This is a genomic window from Rossellomorea sp. NS-SX7, from assembly GCF_052828565.1.
Map to the genome: position 1 here is coordinate 3,776,504 of NZ_CM128249.1, position 15,855 is coordinate 3,792,358.

Sequence of the window (15,855 nt, forward strand, 5' to 3'; positions counted from 1 at the left end):
GTGGCATTACCCGGTAATGCCGCTGTCCCTATGGATTGCCGTTATAACGGCTCGTTATCCTTATTCAGACTTGATGAAAGTCTTCTTGAATTCAGTGATCGCTGCAACCATTGCATCGTCTTCAGGAAGACCTTTCGTCGTGCGGATATGGTCTAACAGTTCTGTATGGTTGTGATCTAACCAGCTTAGGAATTCACCTTCGAAACGACGAATGTCTGTTACTGGAATATCATCTAAATGACCTTTCGTCAATGCGAAAAGGATCATTACTTGTTTTTCAACTTTAAGAGGTTTGTTAAGATCCTGCTTCAGTACTTCTACTGTACGCGCACCACGATTCAGTTTCGCTTGTGTCGCTGCATCAAGATCTGATCCGAACTGAGCGAATGCTTCAAGTTCACGGTATGCTGCCAAGTCAAGACGCAGTGTACCTGATACCTTCTTCATCGCTTTGATCTGTGCGGATCCACCAACACGTGATACGGATAAACCTGCGTTGATCGCCGGACGAACACCGGAGAAGAACAGGTCAGATTGTAAGAAGATCTGTCCGTCAGTGATGGAGATAACGTTTGTCGGGATATAAGCGGAGATATCTCCTGCTTGTGTTTCTACGAATGGCAATGCAGTGATGGAACCTCCACCTTTAGCATCACTCAATTTCGCTGCACGCTCAAGTAAACGGGAGTGCAAGTAGAATACGTCACCAGGGAATGCTTCACGGCCTGGAGGACGGCGTAATAATAGGGAAAGCTCACGGTAAGCAGAAGCCTGCTTAGAAAGATCATCATAGACAACAAGAACGTGCTTGCCGTTATGCATGAACTCTTCACCCATTGTGATACCAGCGTAAGGTGCCAAGAATAGCATTGGAGCTGGTGAAGCAGCAGATGCCGTTACAACGATTGTGTAATCAAGTGCACCGTGCTTACGTAACGTTTCAACTGCGTTACGTACAGTTGATTCTTTTTGACCGATCGCAACATAGATACAGATCATGTCTTGATCTTTCTGGTTTAAGATAGAGTCGATCGCAACAGATGTTTTACCTGTTTGACGGTCTCCGATGATTAATTCACGTTGACCACGACCGATTGGTACTAGAGCGTCAATCGCTTTGATACCAGTTTGAAGCGGCTCGTGTACGGATTTACGATCCATAACACCAGGTGCTCCACTTTCAATTGGACGAGTTTTAGTTGTAGCAATCGGGCCCAACCCGTCAACTGGTTGTCCAAGTGAGTTTACTACACGACCTACTAGTTCTTCTCCTACTGGAACCTCCATGATACGTCCAGTACGACGAACCTCATCGCCTTCACGAATGTCACTGAATGGTCCGAGAATGATGATACCAACGTTGTTTTCTTCTAAGTTTTGTGCCATACCCATGACACCGTTAGAAAATTCAACAAGCTCTCCAGCCATGACATTGTCGAGGCCATGAGCACGAGCGATACCGTCACCGATTTGGATAACTGTACCTACGTCGCTTACTTTCATCTCAGACTGATAGTTTTCAATTTGCTTTTTTATCAGCGCGCTGATTTCTTCCGCCTTGATGCTCATGAATTTCACCCCTCATTTATACGAAAGTTAACGAATTAGTTCACGCTCAAGACGAGTCAATTTACCTTGAAGGCTGCCGTCATAAATGCGGGTTCCGATTTGAACCTTGATGCCGCCCAGTAAATTTTCGTCTGTCACATTGGTAATTCTTAATGATTGTTTTCCGACTTTTTTAGCAAAAGAAGATGATAATGCTGTCTTTTGATCTTCTGTCAGTGGACGTACAGAATACACAGTCGCATCTGCAATTCCACGAGCTTCATTGGTCAATTCGATGTATGCCTCAACCAAACCTGTGATCTCGCCCGTACGGTGACGGTCCGTCATGATCATAAGTGTGTTCAGGACAAACGGTGAAGCCGTTTGAAAAGCTTCCTGGATGATTGATTTCTTTTTCGCCAGCGTAAGCTTCGGATTCTCGAAAAGAGCATTTAATTCTCTGTTCTCCAAGAAAACCGCTCTTACTGTACGCAGCTCCTCTTCGATCGCTTCAAGCTGATTATGTTCTTTGGCAATATCGAAAAGAGCTAACGCATAGCGCTTTGCAACTGTAGAGTAGCTCATCGCTCTTCCCCTACCTCTTGAATATAATCGTTAATTAACTTCTGTTGATCCTCAGCAGAAAGTTCTTTCTCGATGACCTTAGAAGCAATAAGTACTGATAAAGATGCAACCTGTTTTTGCAGTGCTGCAACAGCTTGTTCTTTCTGCGTTTCGATTTCACGTTTAGCAGACTCTTTCAAGCGTTCTGCTTCCTGGCGGGCAGTAGCGATGATCTCTTCACGCTGCTCCACGCCTTGCTTTTTAGAGTTCTCGATCATAGCTTGAGCTTCCGTACGAGCTTCCTTAAGAAGCTGACGCTGCTCTTCAAGAACCTTGTTTGCTTCAGCACGGCTCTCTTCCGCCGCTGTGATTTCACCAGCGATGTGGTCTTCACGCTGCTGCATGATTCCCATCAATGGACCCCAGGCAAATTTCTTAAGAAGCGCCATAAGGACAAGGAACATCACAAGTTGGAAAAGGATATCTCCGCTGTTGAAGCCGCCACCTGCACCTAAAACGAATGCGTTAGTTAACATACTCGATTCACTCCCTTCAAGAATCGATTGGATCTTATTTTTATAAATTGAACAATCTATACTTGCAAGAATTCTTTCAGTACACAGGAATGGCGAAGATAATCGTCAAGACGAACTTCGCCATTAAACATTATTGTGTCAGTTCTATTAGCTTCCTAGAGCGATGAAGGCAATAACTACACCGATGATTGGAAGTGCCTCAACTAGTGCGATACCGATGAACATTGTTGTTTGAAGAGTACCTCTTAATTCCGGTTGACGTGCAATTCCTTCTACTGTACGACCTACGATTAGACCGTTACCAATACCAGCTCCTAGTGCTGCTAAACCAACTGCGATTGCTGCTGCGATAAGACTCATTCTAAAGTTCCTCCTTAATTTATAAGAAAATAATTTTTTATATATGTTTGTCCATAGGAATGAACAGGTATATATTAATGGTCATGACTTACTTTGTGAGACATGTAGACCATTGTTAACATACAGAAAATGAACGCTTGGATTGCCCCGATAAAGATCGAGAACCCTTGCCAAGCAAGCATCGGAGCGATTGCTCCAAGAATGCCGCCGATACCGCCGTGTACGGCCATACCTGCGATAAGCGCCAGCAGGATTTCACCGGCATAGATGTTCCCGTAAAGACGAAGACCCAATGTAAGAGTGTTTGCAAACTCCTCAATGACTTTCAACGGGAATAACCACCACATAGGTGAGAAAAAGGTGTCCTTACCGTATGCACCGAACCCTTTCATTCTGATTCCATAGTAATGGGACAGCGCCACGACCATAACCGCCAGTGTCAATGTGACCGCTGGATCGGCTGTAGGTGATTTCCACCACAACTCGTGATCATACACAACTGAGAATGGAAGACCCAGCATGTTAGATACAAAGATATACATAATGATTGTGAGACCTAAAATATGAAAACGCCCACCGGTTTTCCAGTCCATGTTACTCTTGATGATTCCTTTGACGAAGTCCATGACCCACTCGAAAAAGTTTTGCATTCCAGTCGGTTTCAGGGCTAAGCGTCGTGTCGATATGACTGCGATGATAAACACTATTGCAGATGCTACCGTGATCATCATTACGTTGGCCAGGTTGAACGTAAGGCCCATAAATTCGGCTAAAGGTGCTTCATGATTCAAATTACTTCACCTCTCTTCCCCGCTATTTATTAGTTTTAATAGTGCTGAAAAAATAATCTATCATAATGACAATGTAGGCTGTCATTAATCCCAAAATAAGACTTAGGAGATGAAAAGTTTCTGGAAAGCGGGTTACAATGATCACGCCTAGGGCTGCTGCAGCCATCCGTGAAGTCGTCCCAAGGGATCTCACTTTCTTCCCCTGTACCACCGCATCACCGAATTTACTGACTCTCTTCGTCATGCCCCAGTGCATATAAAGGCTCAAAGCCGTTCCTAAAGTCAACCCTAAGAATACTGATTTGTGGTCGGTAAATCCCCAACCCAGGACGTAAATAGCCAGCAAGTAAAATATGTATTTCCGCTGTCTATTAAACATTTGATGGAGTTCCGGCATATCTTATTATTCTCCTAAGATAAATGTCGTAAGGTACGAAGCATCGCATAGATTCCTGTTGCTAACCCAAGGAATAATCCGATGATTAAAAAGAGTGGTGCAGAGTCTGCTTGCTGGTCAACCCATCTGCCCAGAAAAATCCCCACTAAAATGGAGCCGACAAGTTGCGACAAGATCGCTGTATAAATCGCCATCGCTTTATACGGGCTTTGGTTTTTTTGACCCATTTCAACCCTTCCTATTCAAAAGAAATTTGAACGTGAGGCAAGCTGTGTAAAATTGAAGGAATTCAGAGTTTAAAAGGATTTAAAACTTGTGAAAACCTTATCATTTTACATCCTTTGTAAGCATACAATAGGGTAATATCTATGTCAATGAGTTCAAGTTAAAAAGTTCACAACCTCGCCACGTGTTTGTCGAATGTTCACATTTTTTACACATTTAATTGAAATGCGGAGGCGGCTCGCTTAGGCCCGAAAAGCATAAGATGAATTGACCGGGAAGGCGCTCTTTGCCTTCTTGGGCAATTTAGCTTATGTCTCGAGGGGCTAGCCGCCGGAGCTGGACACCACCAAGAAAAGTGGAAGGGCTTTGCTCAGAGGCGGGTGGCATAAGACGAATCGGCCTGAAAGGCGCATTTTGCCTTTTGGGCCGGTTTGGCTTATGACATGTGCCTCTAAGCCCTGGAGCTGGACACCGCTATATGCGGAAACCAGACCCATCCACCCCAAAATTTATACTATGTAACATTCAACCACGGACATCACTTCAAACCCGTAACTTCCATTCAAAATCATAGATTCCTATACACACTCCTCATTATAAAGAAATCCCCTTTCACGAGAAACCCTACATTTTAATGTAAATACTTCCATATACCTAGGGGAAACTTTTTAAAGGATCATTTGAGTTGGGATCTAGAGGCAGAGGTTTCATAATGTGGAGGCTTAAATAGAATGATTGTTAGAAGAGAATAAAATCGTGAAAAGGATCGTATATTTTGAATCAGGCTCATAAATCCCCGGAATGGATCATACTTTTTCCAGCCCCTAGGTAATCGGAAATAAATACAATATCCACTCAATTTATCTATTCACTTCCTGCAGGTTTATAAATCAATGCTAAAACTAAATAACCAATATTAAAGCCCGCCCACACTCCTCTTCATTCACGCAGTGTGGGCGGGCCGGAATCATAAATCAGTTTTATTTTGTTCCAAACAAACGGTCACCAGCGTCCCCTAAACCAGGAACGATGTAGCCTTTTTCGTTCAGCTTTTCATCAAGAGCCGCAATGTAGATGTCTACTTCCGGGTGCTCTGCCTGAATGGCTTCTACCCCTTCAGGGCATGCCACTAAACACATGAACGTGATGTTTTTCGCACCGCGTTTTTTTAGTGAGTTGATTGCTTCAACTGCAGAACCGCCCGTCGCAAGCATCGGATCAACAAGAATGAATTCACGCTCTTCCACATCGCTCGGAAGCTTTACGTAGTACTCGATTGGTTTAAGAGTCTCAGGGTCGCGGTATAACCCAACATGTCCAACTTTTGCTGCCGGAATCAATTTAAGGATCCCATCAACCATTCCAAGACCTGCACGTAAAATAGGAACGATCCCTAATTTTTTCCCTGTAAGTGTTTTTGCATTGGCTTTGCTTACCGGTGTGTCGATTTCGATGTCTTCAAGTGGCAGTTCGCGTGTGATTTCAAATGCCATCAGAGTTGACACTTCATCAACCAGCTCGCGGAATTCCTTCGTACCTGTGTTTTTATCACGGATAAACGTTAACTTATGCTGGATTAATGGATGATCAAATACATATACTTTGCCCATTCGACTCTCTCCTTTTGATTTCGATTTATGTAAAAATGAATAGATACTGTTTTACACCTTTGACTATTGTACATAAAAGAGGTTTTAAGAGCAATAAAAGTTGGGAGGTGTAATGAAATCGTTATGTTTTATCAAAAGAATGGGAGAAAGTGAACCCTTCTTATACCGCTTTTAATTTCCGTGGAAGATTTCGCTTTCCGCGGGTGACCCGTGAGCCTCCTCGTCGCTGGCGCTCCTGCGGGGTCTCACATTAGTCACTTTTCCCGCAGGAGTCTTAGTCTTCCACTCCAATCAAAAGCTGGATTCAGCTGAGTTAAAGTATAGAATTCTATTTAGATACTCTAAGTAGCTTTACCTAAATACACATTTTATTTTGAATAACCCTCCTGTTTCAACGACTGAAACCATAGATATCTGCCTAACTATCAAATTATTTACCTAATTAAAAAACCTCCTCAAAAGAATCCATTCTTCTGAGGAGGTCTCCAACAATCTATTATTTCTCAGGATATAAAGAGAATTTGCTTGTTAAATCTGTAACACGTTTGCGAGCTTCTTCCAGCTTTGTTTCGTCTTCGTGGTTTTTGAGGGTAAGGGCCATGATGGACGCGATTTCGTCCATTTCTTCCTTGCCAAAACCGCGGGACGTGACAGCCGCTGTACCGATACGGATTCCGCTTGTGACGAATGGGCTTTCCGGATCGAATGGGATTGTGTTTTTATTAACGGTGATACCGATATCATCAAGAACCTTCTCTGCGATTTTACCAGTTAAACCAAGTGAGCGAAGATCGATTAATAGAAGGTGGTTGTCAGAACCGCCTGATACCAAGTCGATGCCTTCTTTTCCTAAGCTCTCGCCAAGACGCGCTGCGTTATCGATGATATTTTGCGAATAATCTTTGAAAGATTCCTGCAGTGCTTCACCGAACGATACAGCCTTCGCTGAGATGACATGCATCAACGGACCGCCTTGAAGACCAGGGAAAATAGACTTGTCTATCTTCTTGCCGAACTCTTCTTTACAAAGGATCATTCCACCGCGAGGACCGCGCAGTGTCTTATGAGTCGTTGTCGTCACGAAATCTGCGTAAGGAACCGGGTTCTGATGAAGGCCGGCAGCTACGAGACCTGCGATGTGAGCCATATCCACCATCAGGTAAGCGCCCACTTCATCCGCGATTTCACGGAATTTCGCAAAATCGATCTTTCTAGGGTACGCACTTGCTCCCGCTACGATCAATTTCGGCTTGTGCTCAAGCGCCTTTTGACGAACATCTTCATAATTGATCAGGTGGCTTTCCTTATCAACCCCGTACTCAACAAAGTTGTACTGGATTCCACTGAAGTTGACCGGACTTCCGTGCGTCAGATGTCCTCCATGGGAAAGGTTCATCCCCAGAACCGTGTCACCCTGCTCAAGGATTGTGAAGTAGACTGCCATGTTGGCTTGTGCCCCCGAGTGAGGCTGCACGTTCGCATGCTCCGCTCCGAATAACTTTTTCGCACGATCGCGCGCTAAGTCTTCCGCTACATCGACATGCTCACACCCGCCATAATAGCGACGACCTGGGTACCCTTCTGCATACTTGTTCGTCAGAACCGAACCTTGTGCTTCCATAACGGCTTCACTGACAAAATTCTCAGATGCAATTAACTCGATTTTAGTACGTTGACGCTCTAATTCATCTTGAATCGCTGCATAAATTTCCGGATCTTGCTTGGCAATCTTACTCATACATATCCCCCTTTTAGTCATCGGCCCATTCTAAGCTGCGCCATCTTGATTCATTCAATCTCATTCTATCATGATTATGGAGAACGCGAAATAATAACGTGTGGGTAAATTGAAATGTTCGTGTTTTGGGGATTGAAAGGGGGGGTAAAAAGGTTTTTCACTATAATTTGCACCTGGTACAGAAGCGCGCGTGTGTACCAGGTACACCAAAGGGGCTAATACCGGGTACAATCACTTCAACATATACCCGGCACAAAAATCAAAGGCCCGTCCTCCAATGCATCAACGCACCAAAGAACTGACCTCCTATTCCTTATTCATACACAGCCCGAACCCCGCCGATCAGCTTCGGACGGGTCACAGCGAGCGTCACATGCGCTCCGCCGAGGCTTTTCTGTGCAACCCTCACCGGCACCGCCACATGCTTCAGCTGCATGCCGATGAACGTGTCACCGATATCGATTCCGGCATCCGCTTTTATGAACTCCACCATGACCGGATCCTCAAAAGAGCGGTAAGCATGGGTCGCCATTGCACCGCCAGCAGACCGGGCTGGCACGACGGTCACTTCATCAAGACGCAGACGCTCAGCCGTTTCACGTTCCAGAACGATTGCACGGTTCAAGTGCTCGCAGCATTGAAAAGCAAGCGATACACCGAGAGAATCTGCAAACCCTTTTAACTCATCATAGATCATCTCAGCCACATCGAATGTTCCAGCCGTTCCGATTCGTTCACCGATGACTTCCGAGGTTGAGCATCCGACCACAAAAACCTGGCCTTTTTTCAACGAAACCTTTTCCTTGAACTCTGTCAATATACTGCTAAGCTGTTCCTGCAATTGAGTGATTTCCATGAAACCCACTTCCTATTATTTGTCTTCGTATGCCGTGATTTTACCGATTCGATTGGCGTGGCGTCCGCCTTCGAATTCTGTTCCCAGCCAAGTTTTTGCGATTTCACGTGCAAGCCCAGGGCCGATGACGCGTTCGCCCATTGCAAGCATATTGCTGTCATTATGTTCACGTGTCGCTTTCGCACTGAATACATCATGCACAAGCGCACAGCGAATGCCCTTTACCTTATTGGCTGAAATGCTCATACCGATACCCGTTCCGCAAATCAAGATGCCGCGGTCAAACTCGCCGCTCGCTACCTTCTCGGCAACCGGAACCGCATAATCCGGATAGTCGACTGACGTGCCGCATTCACAACCGAAGTCCTCATATTCAAGTCCCATTTCTTCCATTAATGATTTGATTTCTTCACGAATATTAACCCCGCCGTGATCTGACGCAATTGCGATTTTCATCCATCGTCACTCCCCATTTTTGACTAGTGTTTGTTTCCTTTTATTTTGCCATACCCGCAGGAATAGATAAAGTTTTTCATCTTAGGAAAAAAGTCGTTTTCCCCACACCTCGAAGGCCCGTCCCTCGCCTCTGTAACGCGGCACCGCACGCTGGGACGGACCTTCAAAGTCACAAAAAAAATAGCACGGACCGGAGCCCATGCTATCAGCATCTACCAATTATAAATGAAAACGAGTGATTGTCCCCTTCAGCGACTCTGCCTGCTTCTTCAGGTTCAACGCCAATTCCTCGACATTCTCCATGACCGCAGCCTGTTCGCGGGTCGATTCCGACACTTCTTCCGCTCCTGCAGACGTCTCTTCTGCGATCGCCGCCACTTCCTGGGACTGCTGGGAAGTGAGCCTGATGCTTTCCATTTGTCTGTCTACTAGTCCGGAGATTTTCTGAACGGAGTCTGCGACTTCATGAATCGTGTTTGTCATTGTTTCAATGACTTCATTTGTTTCCGCACCTTTTTCCGCTTCCTTGTTGGCCGTCGTCACCTGGTTGGTGATCTGTCCGACGACGTTACCGACTTCAGTTTGGATATTTTTAATCAGATCAGAAATCCCTTGTACCGCTTTTCCGCTTTCGTCAGCAAGTTTACGGACTTCCTCCGCTACGACTGCAAATCCTTTTCCGTGCTCACCAGCACGCGCTGCTTCAATGGAAGCATTCAGCGCGAGTAGATTCGTCTGGTTGGCGATATCCCCGACCAATTGAATGATCTGTTCCACTTTCTTCGCGTTGTCTTCCAACCTGCGGACAACCACAAGCGAATCTTCATTACCCTGCGCGAGCGTTGTGATTCCTTCTACCAAAGAATGGATGACCTCCTTGCTTCCCTGAAGCTCGGTGACCATGTTTTTGGACAGCTGCTCGGAAGATTTAGAATGATTCTGCACTTCTTGTGCAATTTGAATCACATCTTCAACCGATTCGGCCGTAGTCTGGATGGACATGGCCGAACTTTCAGCGCCAGCGGATATTTCACTGATCGTCCTTGAAATGGCATCCGCCTGCTGTGAAGCCATTTCAGATGCCTTTGATAAATCGACTACGTTTGAATTTGTTTTTGCAAAATTCTCCTCGATGCTGGACACCATATCTCGAAGATTATGAAGCATGCGGTTGAATGCGAGTCCAAGCGCACGAATTTCATCATCAGACTTCGGCACTTCCACTTCCACCGCGATGTCTCCCTCTGCCGCCTTAAGCGCCGCCTGCTCCAAACGTTGCAGCGGTTTTACGATAAAACCAGCGGCGAAGAATGCCAGCACTGCTGACCAGAACACACCCATGCCCAATGTGACACTCGTAAATAAAAACTCATTCATGTCCGGTGCAAAAGTAGGTTTGATAAAATAAATGAAAAATGCCGACGTTGAATACGTGACCAAAGCCAAAATTGTAATAAAGAATACCAATTTCTTTCTAAGACCGGACTTATACTTTCTCTCTTTCCCCATCCCTTTTCTCTCCTCAAAATATCAATCTTTTTCAAGCTTTCTGATCAATTGCTCGACCAGCGATTCCAGCTCTCTATATGTATGTCTGTAGATGTCAACACTTCCCCCAAACGGATCGGAAACGTCCATGTCTTCAGCATCCTCAAGCACATATTCCTTTAAAGTGAACACTTTATCGGAAGCTTCCGGATACTGATCCATGATCGCCCATTTATGATGAGCGGTCATCGTAAACACATAATCCGCCCAGTCGAGGTCCTTTTTCCGGAGCGTGCTGGATTGGTGCTCATGTTTTATATCGTTCTCTTTCAGAACTTCTTTAGCCTGAAATGAAGCATCACTTCCATCCATCGCAAACACACCCGACGATTTCACCTCAAACCGCCCGGATCCCCTATGTCTCAATACCGCCTCCGCCATCGGACTGCGGCATGTATTTCCCGTACAAACAAATAAGATTTTCATCATCTCATCCTCCTTAATGCCTATTATAAAATAATTTCCATTTCCCATATAGCACATTCACAAAGAATACAAAAAGAAAAGTATCATTTCTGAAGCTGACCGTTCCTTTTCGCTCCAGGCACTTGCTTTCCGCGGGGAGGAAGTCGAGCCTCCTCGGCGTTCCGCCTGCGGGGTCTCGACTTTTCCTCTATATCCCGTCGGAGTCAAGTGCCTTCCGCTACAATCCACTCTGTGTTTTTAATGGTGAAAAAGTAATTCTTATAAAGCCGATATGCATTATTCGTAACAATATACATAAGGGAAATCTGCCAAGAAGCTCTTATTGGTTTTCTTACCACACTCCACTTATGCTTCGAACTCCTAAATCCTTGAACAGCACAATATTCCATTGAAAACATCGCTTCTATATCTCCACCAAACACAAAAACGCCCCACCACATTAAAGCAGTGAGGGACGGGCTTTTAGCGATTTAACGCAAGCTGGGACTGACCTCCAATTTATAATGGAAGCAACAGCTTGATCCCGAAGGCAAAGAGGATGCTGCCTCCGAGCGCTTCGCTGTAAGTGCCGAGGACGCCTTGGAACTTCCTTCCCAGCAAAAGTCCTGTCCAGGTCAGGAGGGTGGCGGCCACCCCGAAGCAAGCAAGCGCCACAGCAGTCCGTGCGCCAAATATCCCGAGGGTCAAGCCTACCGAAAAGCTATCTAAACTGACACTGAGAGCAAATAACATGAGACCGAATCCCACCGGAGAAATCAATGTCGTCTCTTCATCTTTAAAACTGGATAAAAACATCTGTATGCCAAGCACAACCAGGAGTATTCCCCCAGCGTAAGTAGCAAACGCCCCGAACGTGACGGATAAAAATTTCCCCGTCATCATTCCAAAGAGCGGCATGAACACGTGGAAAATGCCGACCGTCAATCCTATGTAAAAAATCTGCTTCAAACGAAGCTGAAACATCCCCATACCAATACCAATCGAAAAGGCATCCATCCCGAGAGCAAATGCCATTAACATCAGGGTAATCAATTCTCCGATAAGCGTTGTCATTTCTTTTCCTCCTCTGGACGTGCCTTCAAGACAAACTTATGCACGTCCAAAAAGAAATAGAATGACAAAAAAGTTATCGTAATATCGATCGCTTATCATCCCACAAATATTTCAACAAAAAAACCCCCGCCACGAATCAGCAGGGGGTCTTAATTTATACGTTTACACGATTTCCGCTCACCATCCGGCAAGCGCAGCGCATGTCCCGCTGCTTTACAGTTAACCAATCAAGCTTTTATCACCCGGTACCCTGCAGCCTTCTGTAGCCGGTTCATAATTGCAAGCCCAACCCCTTCTTCAGGGAACATCTCTGCAAAAATGATATCCACGTCACGATTATTGAATGCGCGCAGCGTATCATAAAGTCCATGGGCGACCGTTTTCAAATCGTCTCTCCGCCCGACGGAAAGCACGACATCAGCACGGTAGTCGTTCACAAATTCATCCGTGGTCAACACACCGGCCTTCAATCCCTCATCCCTTTTCTCATCCACAAGTTTTTGCACGTCTTCCCGCGTTCCATCGACCAAATAGACGGGGGCATCCGGAGCATAATGCGTGTATTTCATCCCGGGTGATTTCGGGACGCCCTTCCCTTCTTTCAACGAAGGATCGACGCCTACTTCACCGACGACTTCCTGAAGCTGCTCTTTCGTCACTCCACCCGGCCTTAAAATGACCGGAGCCGGCCCCGTACAATCGACTACGGTTGATTCAACCCCGACACCCGTTTCACCGCCGTCAACCACACCGATGATGCGGTCCTCAAGGTCATCGATCACGTGCTGAGCCGTGGTCGGGCTTGGTTTTCCCGAACGATTCGCACTTGGCGCTGCTATCGGCAGACCAGATTCTTCAATAATGGCAAGCGCCACGGGATGATCCGGCATCCGGATCGCGACCGTATCGAGTCCAGCCGTCACCTTTTCAGAAAGCACTCCATCTTTTTTATGAAAAATAAGAGTCAATGGCCCCGGCCAATAGGAAGAAATCAATTTTTCCGCCGATGCAGGGATATCTTCAACCAGCTCTATTAATTGATCTTTATTTGATATGTGGACAATCAGTGGATTATCGGATGGCCTTCCTTTTGCTTTAAAAATTTTATCCACGGCTTCATCACTTTTGGCATTCGCTCCAAGCCCGTAAACCGTCTCCGTAGGAAAAGCCACAACCTCGTTTTGTTGCAAAATCCGAGCTGCATCCACAATTTGTGGATAACTTTCTTTATTATCCACATCATTTTCCACAATCCAATGTTTTATCATATCATTCGTCCACCTTTTTCAATCGAGCATACATCTATTCACATCAATGTGGATAAACACTGAATTATCAAGTGTTCCACAATCATACTCTTTTGAAAGTATAAAAGAAACCTAGTGAATTCTCAAGTATTATCCACAAAACGTGCATAAACCGCATCCCTCTGTGGATAACCCTGTGGACGAGTGTGAATAATTCAGAAAAAAGAGACATTTCGACAAACTCACAGGTTCACTCGCTTTTTGTCGAATCCACTCATAAAAAAATCGGACCATTTTGTTGAAAAATGATCCGTCACATGGAATGTACATCCCTGGCTTTTAAATTACCCATTTGTCGAAATTTAGAGAATCCCCTTACAGTTGAAGGCTCATCGTCAGCAGGTTATCCACTGTGGATAACTGTTTGGCATGAACGAAAGCTTTCAGTTCATCCACAAACGATTGTGGTTCCTGTTGAAAACCTAATACTTCAAAGAAATTTAATGAAGCTCTTCGATTTGTAATCAAGTAAAGCTTGGCTAAATCCTTTTCTTTTGCCAGCTTAAAAATTTCCTGGAAGAGGGTAAAGATTTCTTCTGTATCAAACGCAGGGGTGACTACCAGCGAACGAAGCAGCCCGGTACTGCCCCGCATCTCGATCCCAAGCGTCCCGATCAAATTCTGTTCTTCATCTTCCACCATCAGAAAGCAATCTATCGTGTTCTTAACCCCTTCCGTGCTCAATCCCGCTTTGACCAGGAATCCAATTACTTTATAAATATCTTCATGAGTTGCCTGCCTGATTGTTTTCGTCATTTTTTCTTCCTCCCTTTTCTATCATCCTTTACTTTTAATTTATGAGAGGAAGGAAGGATTAGAACTATTATTTAGTAGATTTCTATTTTTAATAGAATGCTTTTGAAACAGCGCTTTTGATTTCCGTGTAAGACTTCGCTTTCCGCGGGTAGCCCGTGAGCCTCCTCGTCACTGCGTCCTGCGGGCAGAAAAGCGGAGGCGGCTCGTTCAGCCCCGACAAGCATAAGATGAATAGGCTGAAAAGGCGCATTTTTCCTTTTTTGCCTATTTAGCTTATGACCTCGAGGGGCTAGCCGCCGGAGCTGGACAAGTCTCACATTAGCTACTCTTCCCGCAGGAGTCTTCGTCTTCCACTCCAATCAACCGCCGGAAATCCCCTAAATTCAAAAAACATCTTTATCATACTATTAAAGAAGATAATACAAAAAATAAGACTTCATCCTGAGATGAAGCCATATGTTTAGTTAAAAAATCCTTTTACAAGATCTACTACGAAGAAGCGCACTTCTACTTCTTCCTGTTCACCTTCTGCAACAAAAACCTCTTGGTTAACCGGCTGCTCTTTTTCTTCTACATTATCTTTCGTTTGAAATCCTTCAATCAATTTGTTTTCTTTAACGATTGAAACTTCGGACTTCACTGCTGCTTCTTCAAGTTCTTCTTCTACAACTTCTTGCTCTTCTGCTACTTCTGCCGGCAATTCCATATCCACTGCCTCTTCTTCAGCAGGCTCCTCTTTTTCTGCAGCCAATTCGTCTTCCGGATCTACTTCAGTGACCACTTCGCCGCTTGCTTCGACCGTTGTTTCAAACCCTGGGCTTCTTACCGCGTTACCTGTTGAAAAGTCAAGAAAGCACAGCGGCGGATACAGCACGCACCACCAGTTCGCCCCTTCTCCTTTTCCCAGTGTGATCAATACTGCTTCATACTCACCCGCTGGATAAAGATACTGTCCGTATAGCTTTGTCGGGAACTGAACTTTGCCGAAATCGATTGACACACTTTGATCAAGTCCTTGTGCTGCCACCACGTCTTCTGCAATCTGTTGAAGCTCTGGCAGTCCCGCTTTGATGATGTTCTTCGCTTCTTCCTGGGATGTGAGGCTGCCGACCCATTCTGTAATCTCTTTATTAACCTCATCACGCACCAAACGTTTCACGTTCTGGTCTTTCTCTAAATCGCTGTTAGCGAGGATACGCAGGCGAATCGCTTCCTGTGGAATCACCATCGGCTCCTCTGCAGCGATTTCCTGTTTCGGAATATATAAACTTAAGATAGTCCCTAAAGTTAAAATCAGAATATAAGATAATACCGCGTGTTTTGTTTTCATTTTCGCTCCACCTTCCCCTCAGTAAAACAGTCTGGACAAGATGGCGAAATCTTAAACTAGTAAATTGATATTTTTTCTATAAAAAGTGCAGGCACAATATATTTGATAATATATTCTTGTTTTTGATAATAAATCCTCTGTTTTTGATAATAAAACTGGGATTTTGATAATAAATCCTTGGTTTTTGATAATATGAGGCCGCTCCACCCCATTTGGTCGACTATTATTCTATTAAAACACGATTTGAACGCTTATTTTCACCTAAATGTGCGTAAAAAAAAGACTCCTTTTCTAAAAGGAGCCTCCTAAACGTGTAAAAACAAAAATCCTATCCAACATGCACTTTTGTATTAA

General features: G+C 44.9%; 17 protein-coding genes. All 17 read right to left on the reverse strand.

Annotated elements, in window-relative coordinates:
• Window positions 1-60 precede the first annotated feature (60 nt).
• Complete coding sequence (gene atpA, locus ACUXV2_RS18665) at window positions 61-1,569, reverse strand: F0F1 ATP synthase subunit alpha (RefSeq protein ID WP_446244647.1); 1,509 nt, start codon at window positions 1,567-1,569, stop codon at window positions 61-63.
• A gap of 27 nt (window positions 1,570-1,596) precedes the next feature.
• On the reverse strand, window positions 1,597-2,133 hold the full coding sequence (locus ACUXV2_RS18670) for a F0F1 ATP synthase subunit delta (RefSeq protein WP_446244648.1): 537 nt from the start codon (window positions 2,131-2,133) through the stop codon (window positions 1,597-1,599).
• Window positions 2,130-2,648, reverse strand: a complete 519-nt coding sequence (locus tag ACUXV2_RS18675; protein ID WP_446244649.1) for a F0F1 ATP synthase subunit B — start codon at window positions 2,646-2,648, stop codon at window positions 2,130-2,132. The genes ACUXV2_RS18670 and ACUXV2_RS18675 overlap by 4 nt, the downstream gene beginning before the upstream one ends.
• Before the next feature lie 147 nt (window positions 2,649-2,795).
• Window positions 2,796-3,008: a F0F1 ATP synthase subunit C gene (gene atpE / locus ACUXV2_RS18680; protein WP_032086923.1), complete on the reverse strand. Its 213-nt coding sequence runs from the start codon at window positions 3,006-3,008 to the stop codon at window positions 2,796-2,798.
• A gap of 74 nt (window positions 3,009-3,082) precedes the next feature.
• Entirely contained in the window at window positions 3,083-3,799 is a 717-nt protein-coding gene (gene atpB, locus ACUXV2_RS18685; RefSeq protein ID WP_446244650.1) for a F0F1 ATP synthase subunit A, read from the reverse strand.
• Between the two features lie 22 nt (window positions 3,800-3,821).
• Entirely contained in the window at window positions 3,822-4,196 is a 375-nt protein-coding gene (locus ACUXV2_RS18690; protein WP_446244651.1) for an ATP synthase subunit I, read from the reverse strand.
• A gap of 14 nt (window positions 4,197-4,210) precedes the next feature.
• The gene (locus ACUXV2_RS18695) at window positions 4,211-4,423 is read right to left on the reverse strand and encodes an AtpZ/AtpI family protein (protein ID WP_446244652.1); all 213 of its coding nucleotides are present in this window, start codon (window positions 4,421-4,423) and stop codon (window positions 4,211-4,213) included.
• A 978-nt stretch (window positions 4,424-5,401) separates the two neighbouring features.
• Entirely contained in the window at window positions 5,402-6,031 is a 630-nt protein-coding gene (upp, locus tag ACUXV2_RS18700; RefSeq protein WP_446244653.1) for a uracil phosphoribosyltransferase, read from the reverse strand.
• 496 nt (window positions 6,032-6,527) lie between these two features.
• Entirely contained in the window at window positions 6,528-7,769 is a 1,242-nt protein-coding gene (locus ACUXV2_RS18705; protein ID WP_446244654.1) for a serine hydroxymethyltransferase, read from the reverse strand.
• Window positions 7,770-8,082: 313 nt separating this feature from the next.
• Window positions 8,083-8,625, reverse strand: a complete 543-nt coding sequence (locus ACUXV2_RS18710) for a TIGR01440 family protein (RefSeq protein ID WP_446244655.1) — start codon at window positions 8,623-8,625, stop codon at window positions 8,083-8,085.
• 15 nt (window positions 8,626-8,640) lie between these two features.
• Entirely contained in the window at window positions 8,641-9,081 is a 441-nt protein-coding gene (gene rpiB / locus ACUXV2_RS18715; protein WP_446244656.1) for a ribose 5-phosphate isomerase B, read from the reverse strand.
• 219 nt (window positions 9,082-9,300) lie between these two features.
• Entirely contained in the window at window positions 9,301-10,590 is a 1,290-nt protein-coding gene (locus ACUXV2_RS18720; RefSeq protein ID WP_446244657.1) for a methyl-accepting chemotaxis protein, read from the reverse strand.
• A gap of 21 nt (window positions 10,591-10,611) precedes the next feature.
• Window positions 10,612-11,055, reverse strand: a complete 444-nt coding sequence (locus tag ACUXV2_RS18725) for a low molecular weight protein arginine phosphatase (protein WP_446244658.1) — start codon at window positions 11,053-11,055, stop codon at window positions 10,612-10,614.
• A gap of 498 nt (window positions 11,056-11,553) precedes the next feature.
• On the reverse strand, window positions 11,554-12,108 hold the full coding sequence (locus ACUXV2_RS18730; protein WP_446244659.1) for a manganese efflux pump MntP: 555 nt from the start codon (window positions 12,106-12,108) through the stop codon (window positions 11,554-11,556).
• 227 nt (window positions 12,109-12,335) lie between these two features.
• Window positions 12,336-13,376 carry an L-threonylcarbamoyladenylate synthase gene (locus ACUXV2_RS18735; RefSeq protein ID WP_446244660.1) on the reverse strand — a complete coding sequence of 347 codons (1,041 nt, stop codon included), beginning with the start codon at window positions 13,374-13,376 and terminating at the stop codon, window positions 12,336-12,338.
• Window positions 13,377-13,730: 354 nt separating this feature from the next.
• Window positions 13,731-14,171, reverse strand: coding sequence for a GNAT family N-acetyltransferase (locus tag ACUXV2_RS18740; protein ID WP_446244661.1), 441 nt, complete (start codon window positions 14,169-14,171; stop codon window positions 13,731-13,733).
• 460 nt (window positions 14,172-14,631) lie between these two features.
• Window positions 14,632-15,501 (reverse strand): stage II sporulation protein R, encoded by an 870-nt coding sequence (spoIIR, locus tag ACUXV2_RS18745; protein WP_446244662.1) that lies wholly within the window; start codon window positions 15,499-15,501, stop codon window positions 14,632-14,634.
• Window positions 15,502-15,855: the final 354 nt, after the last annotated feature.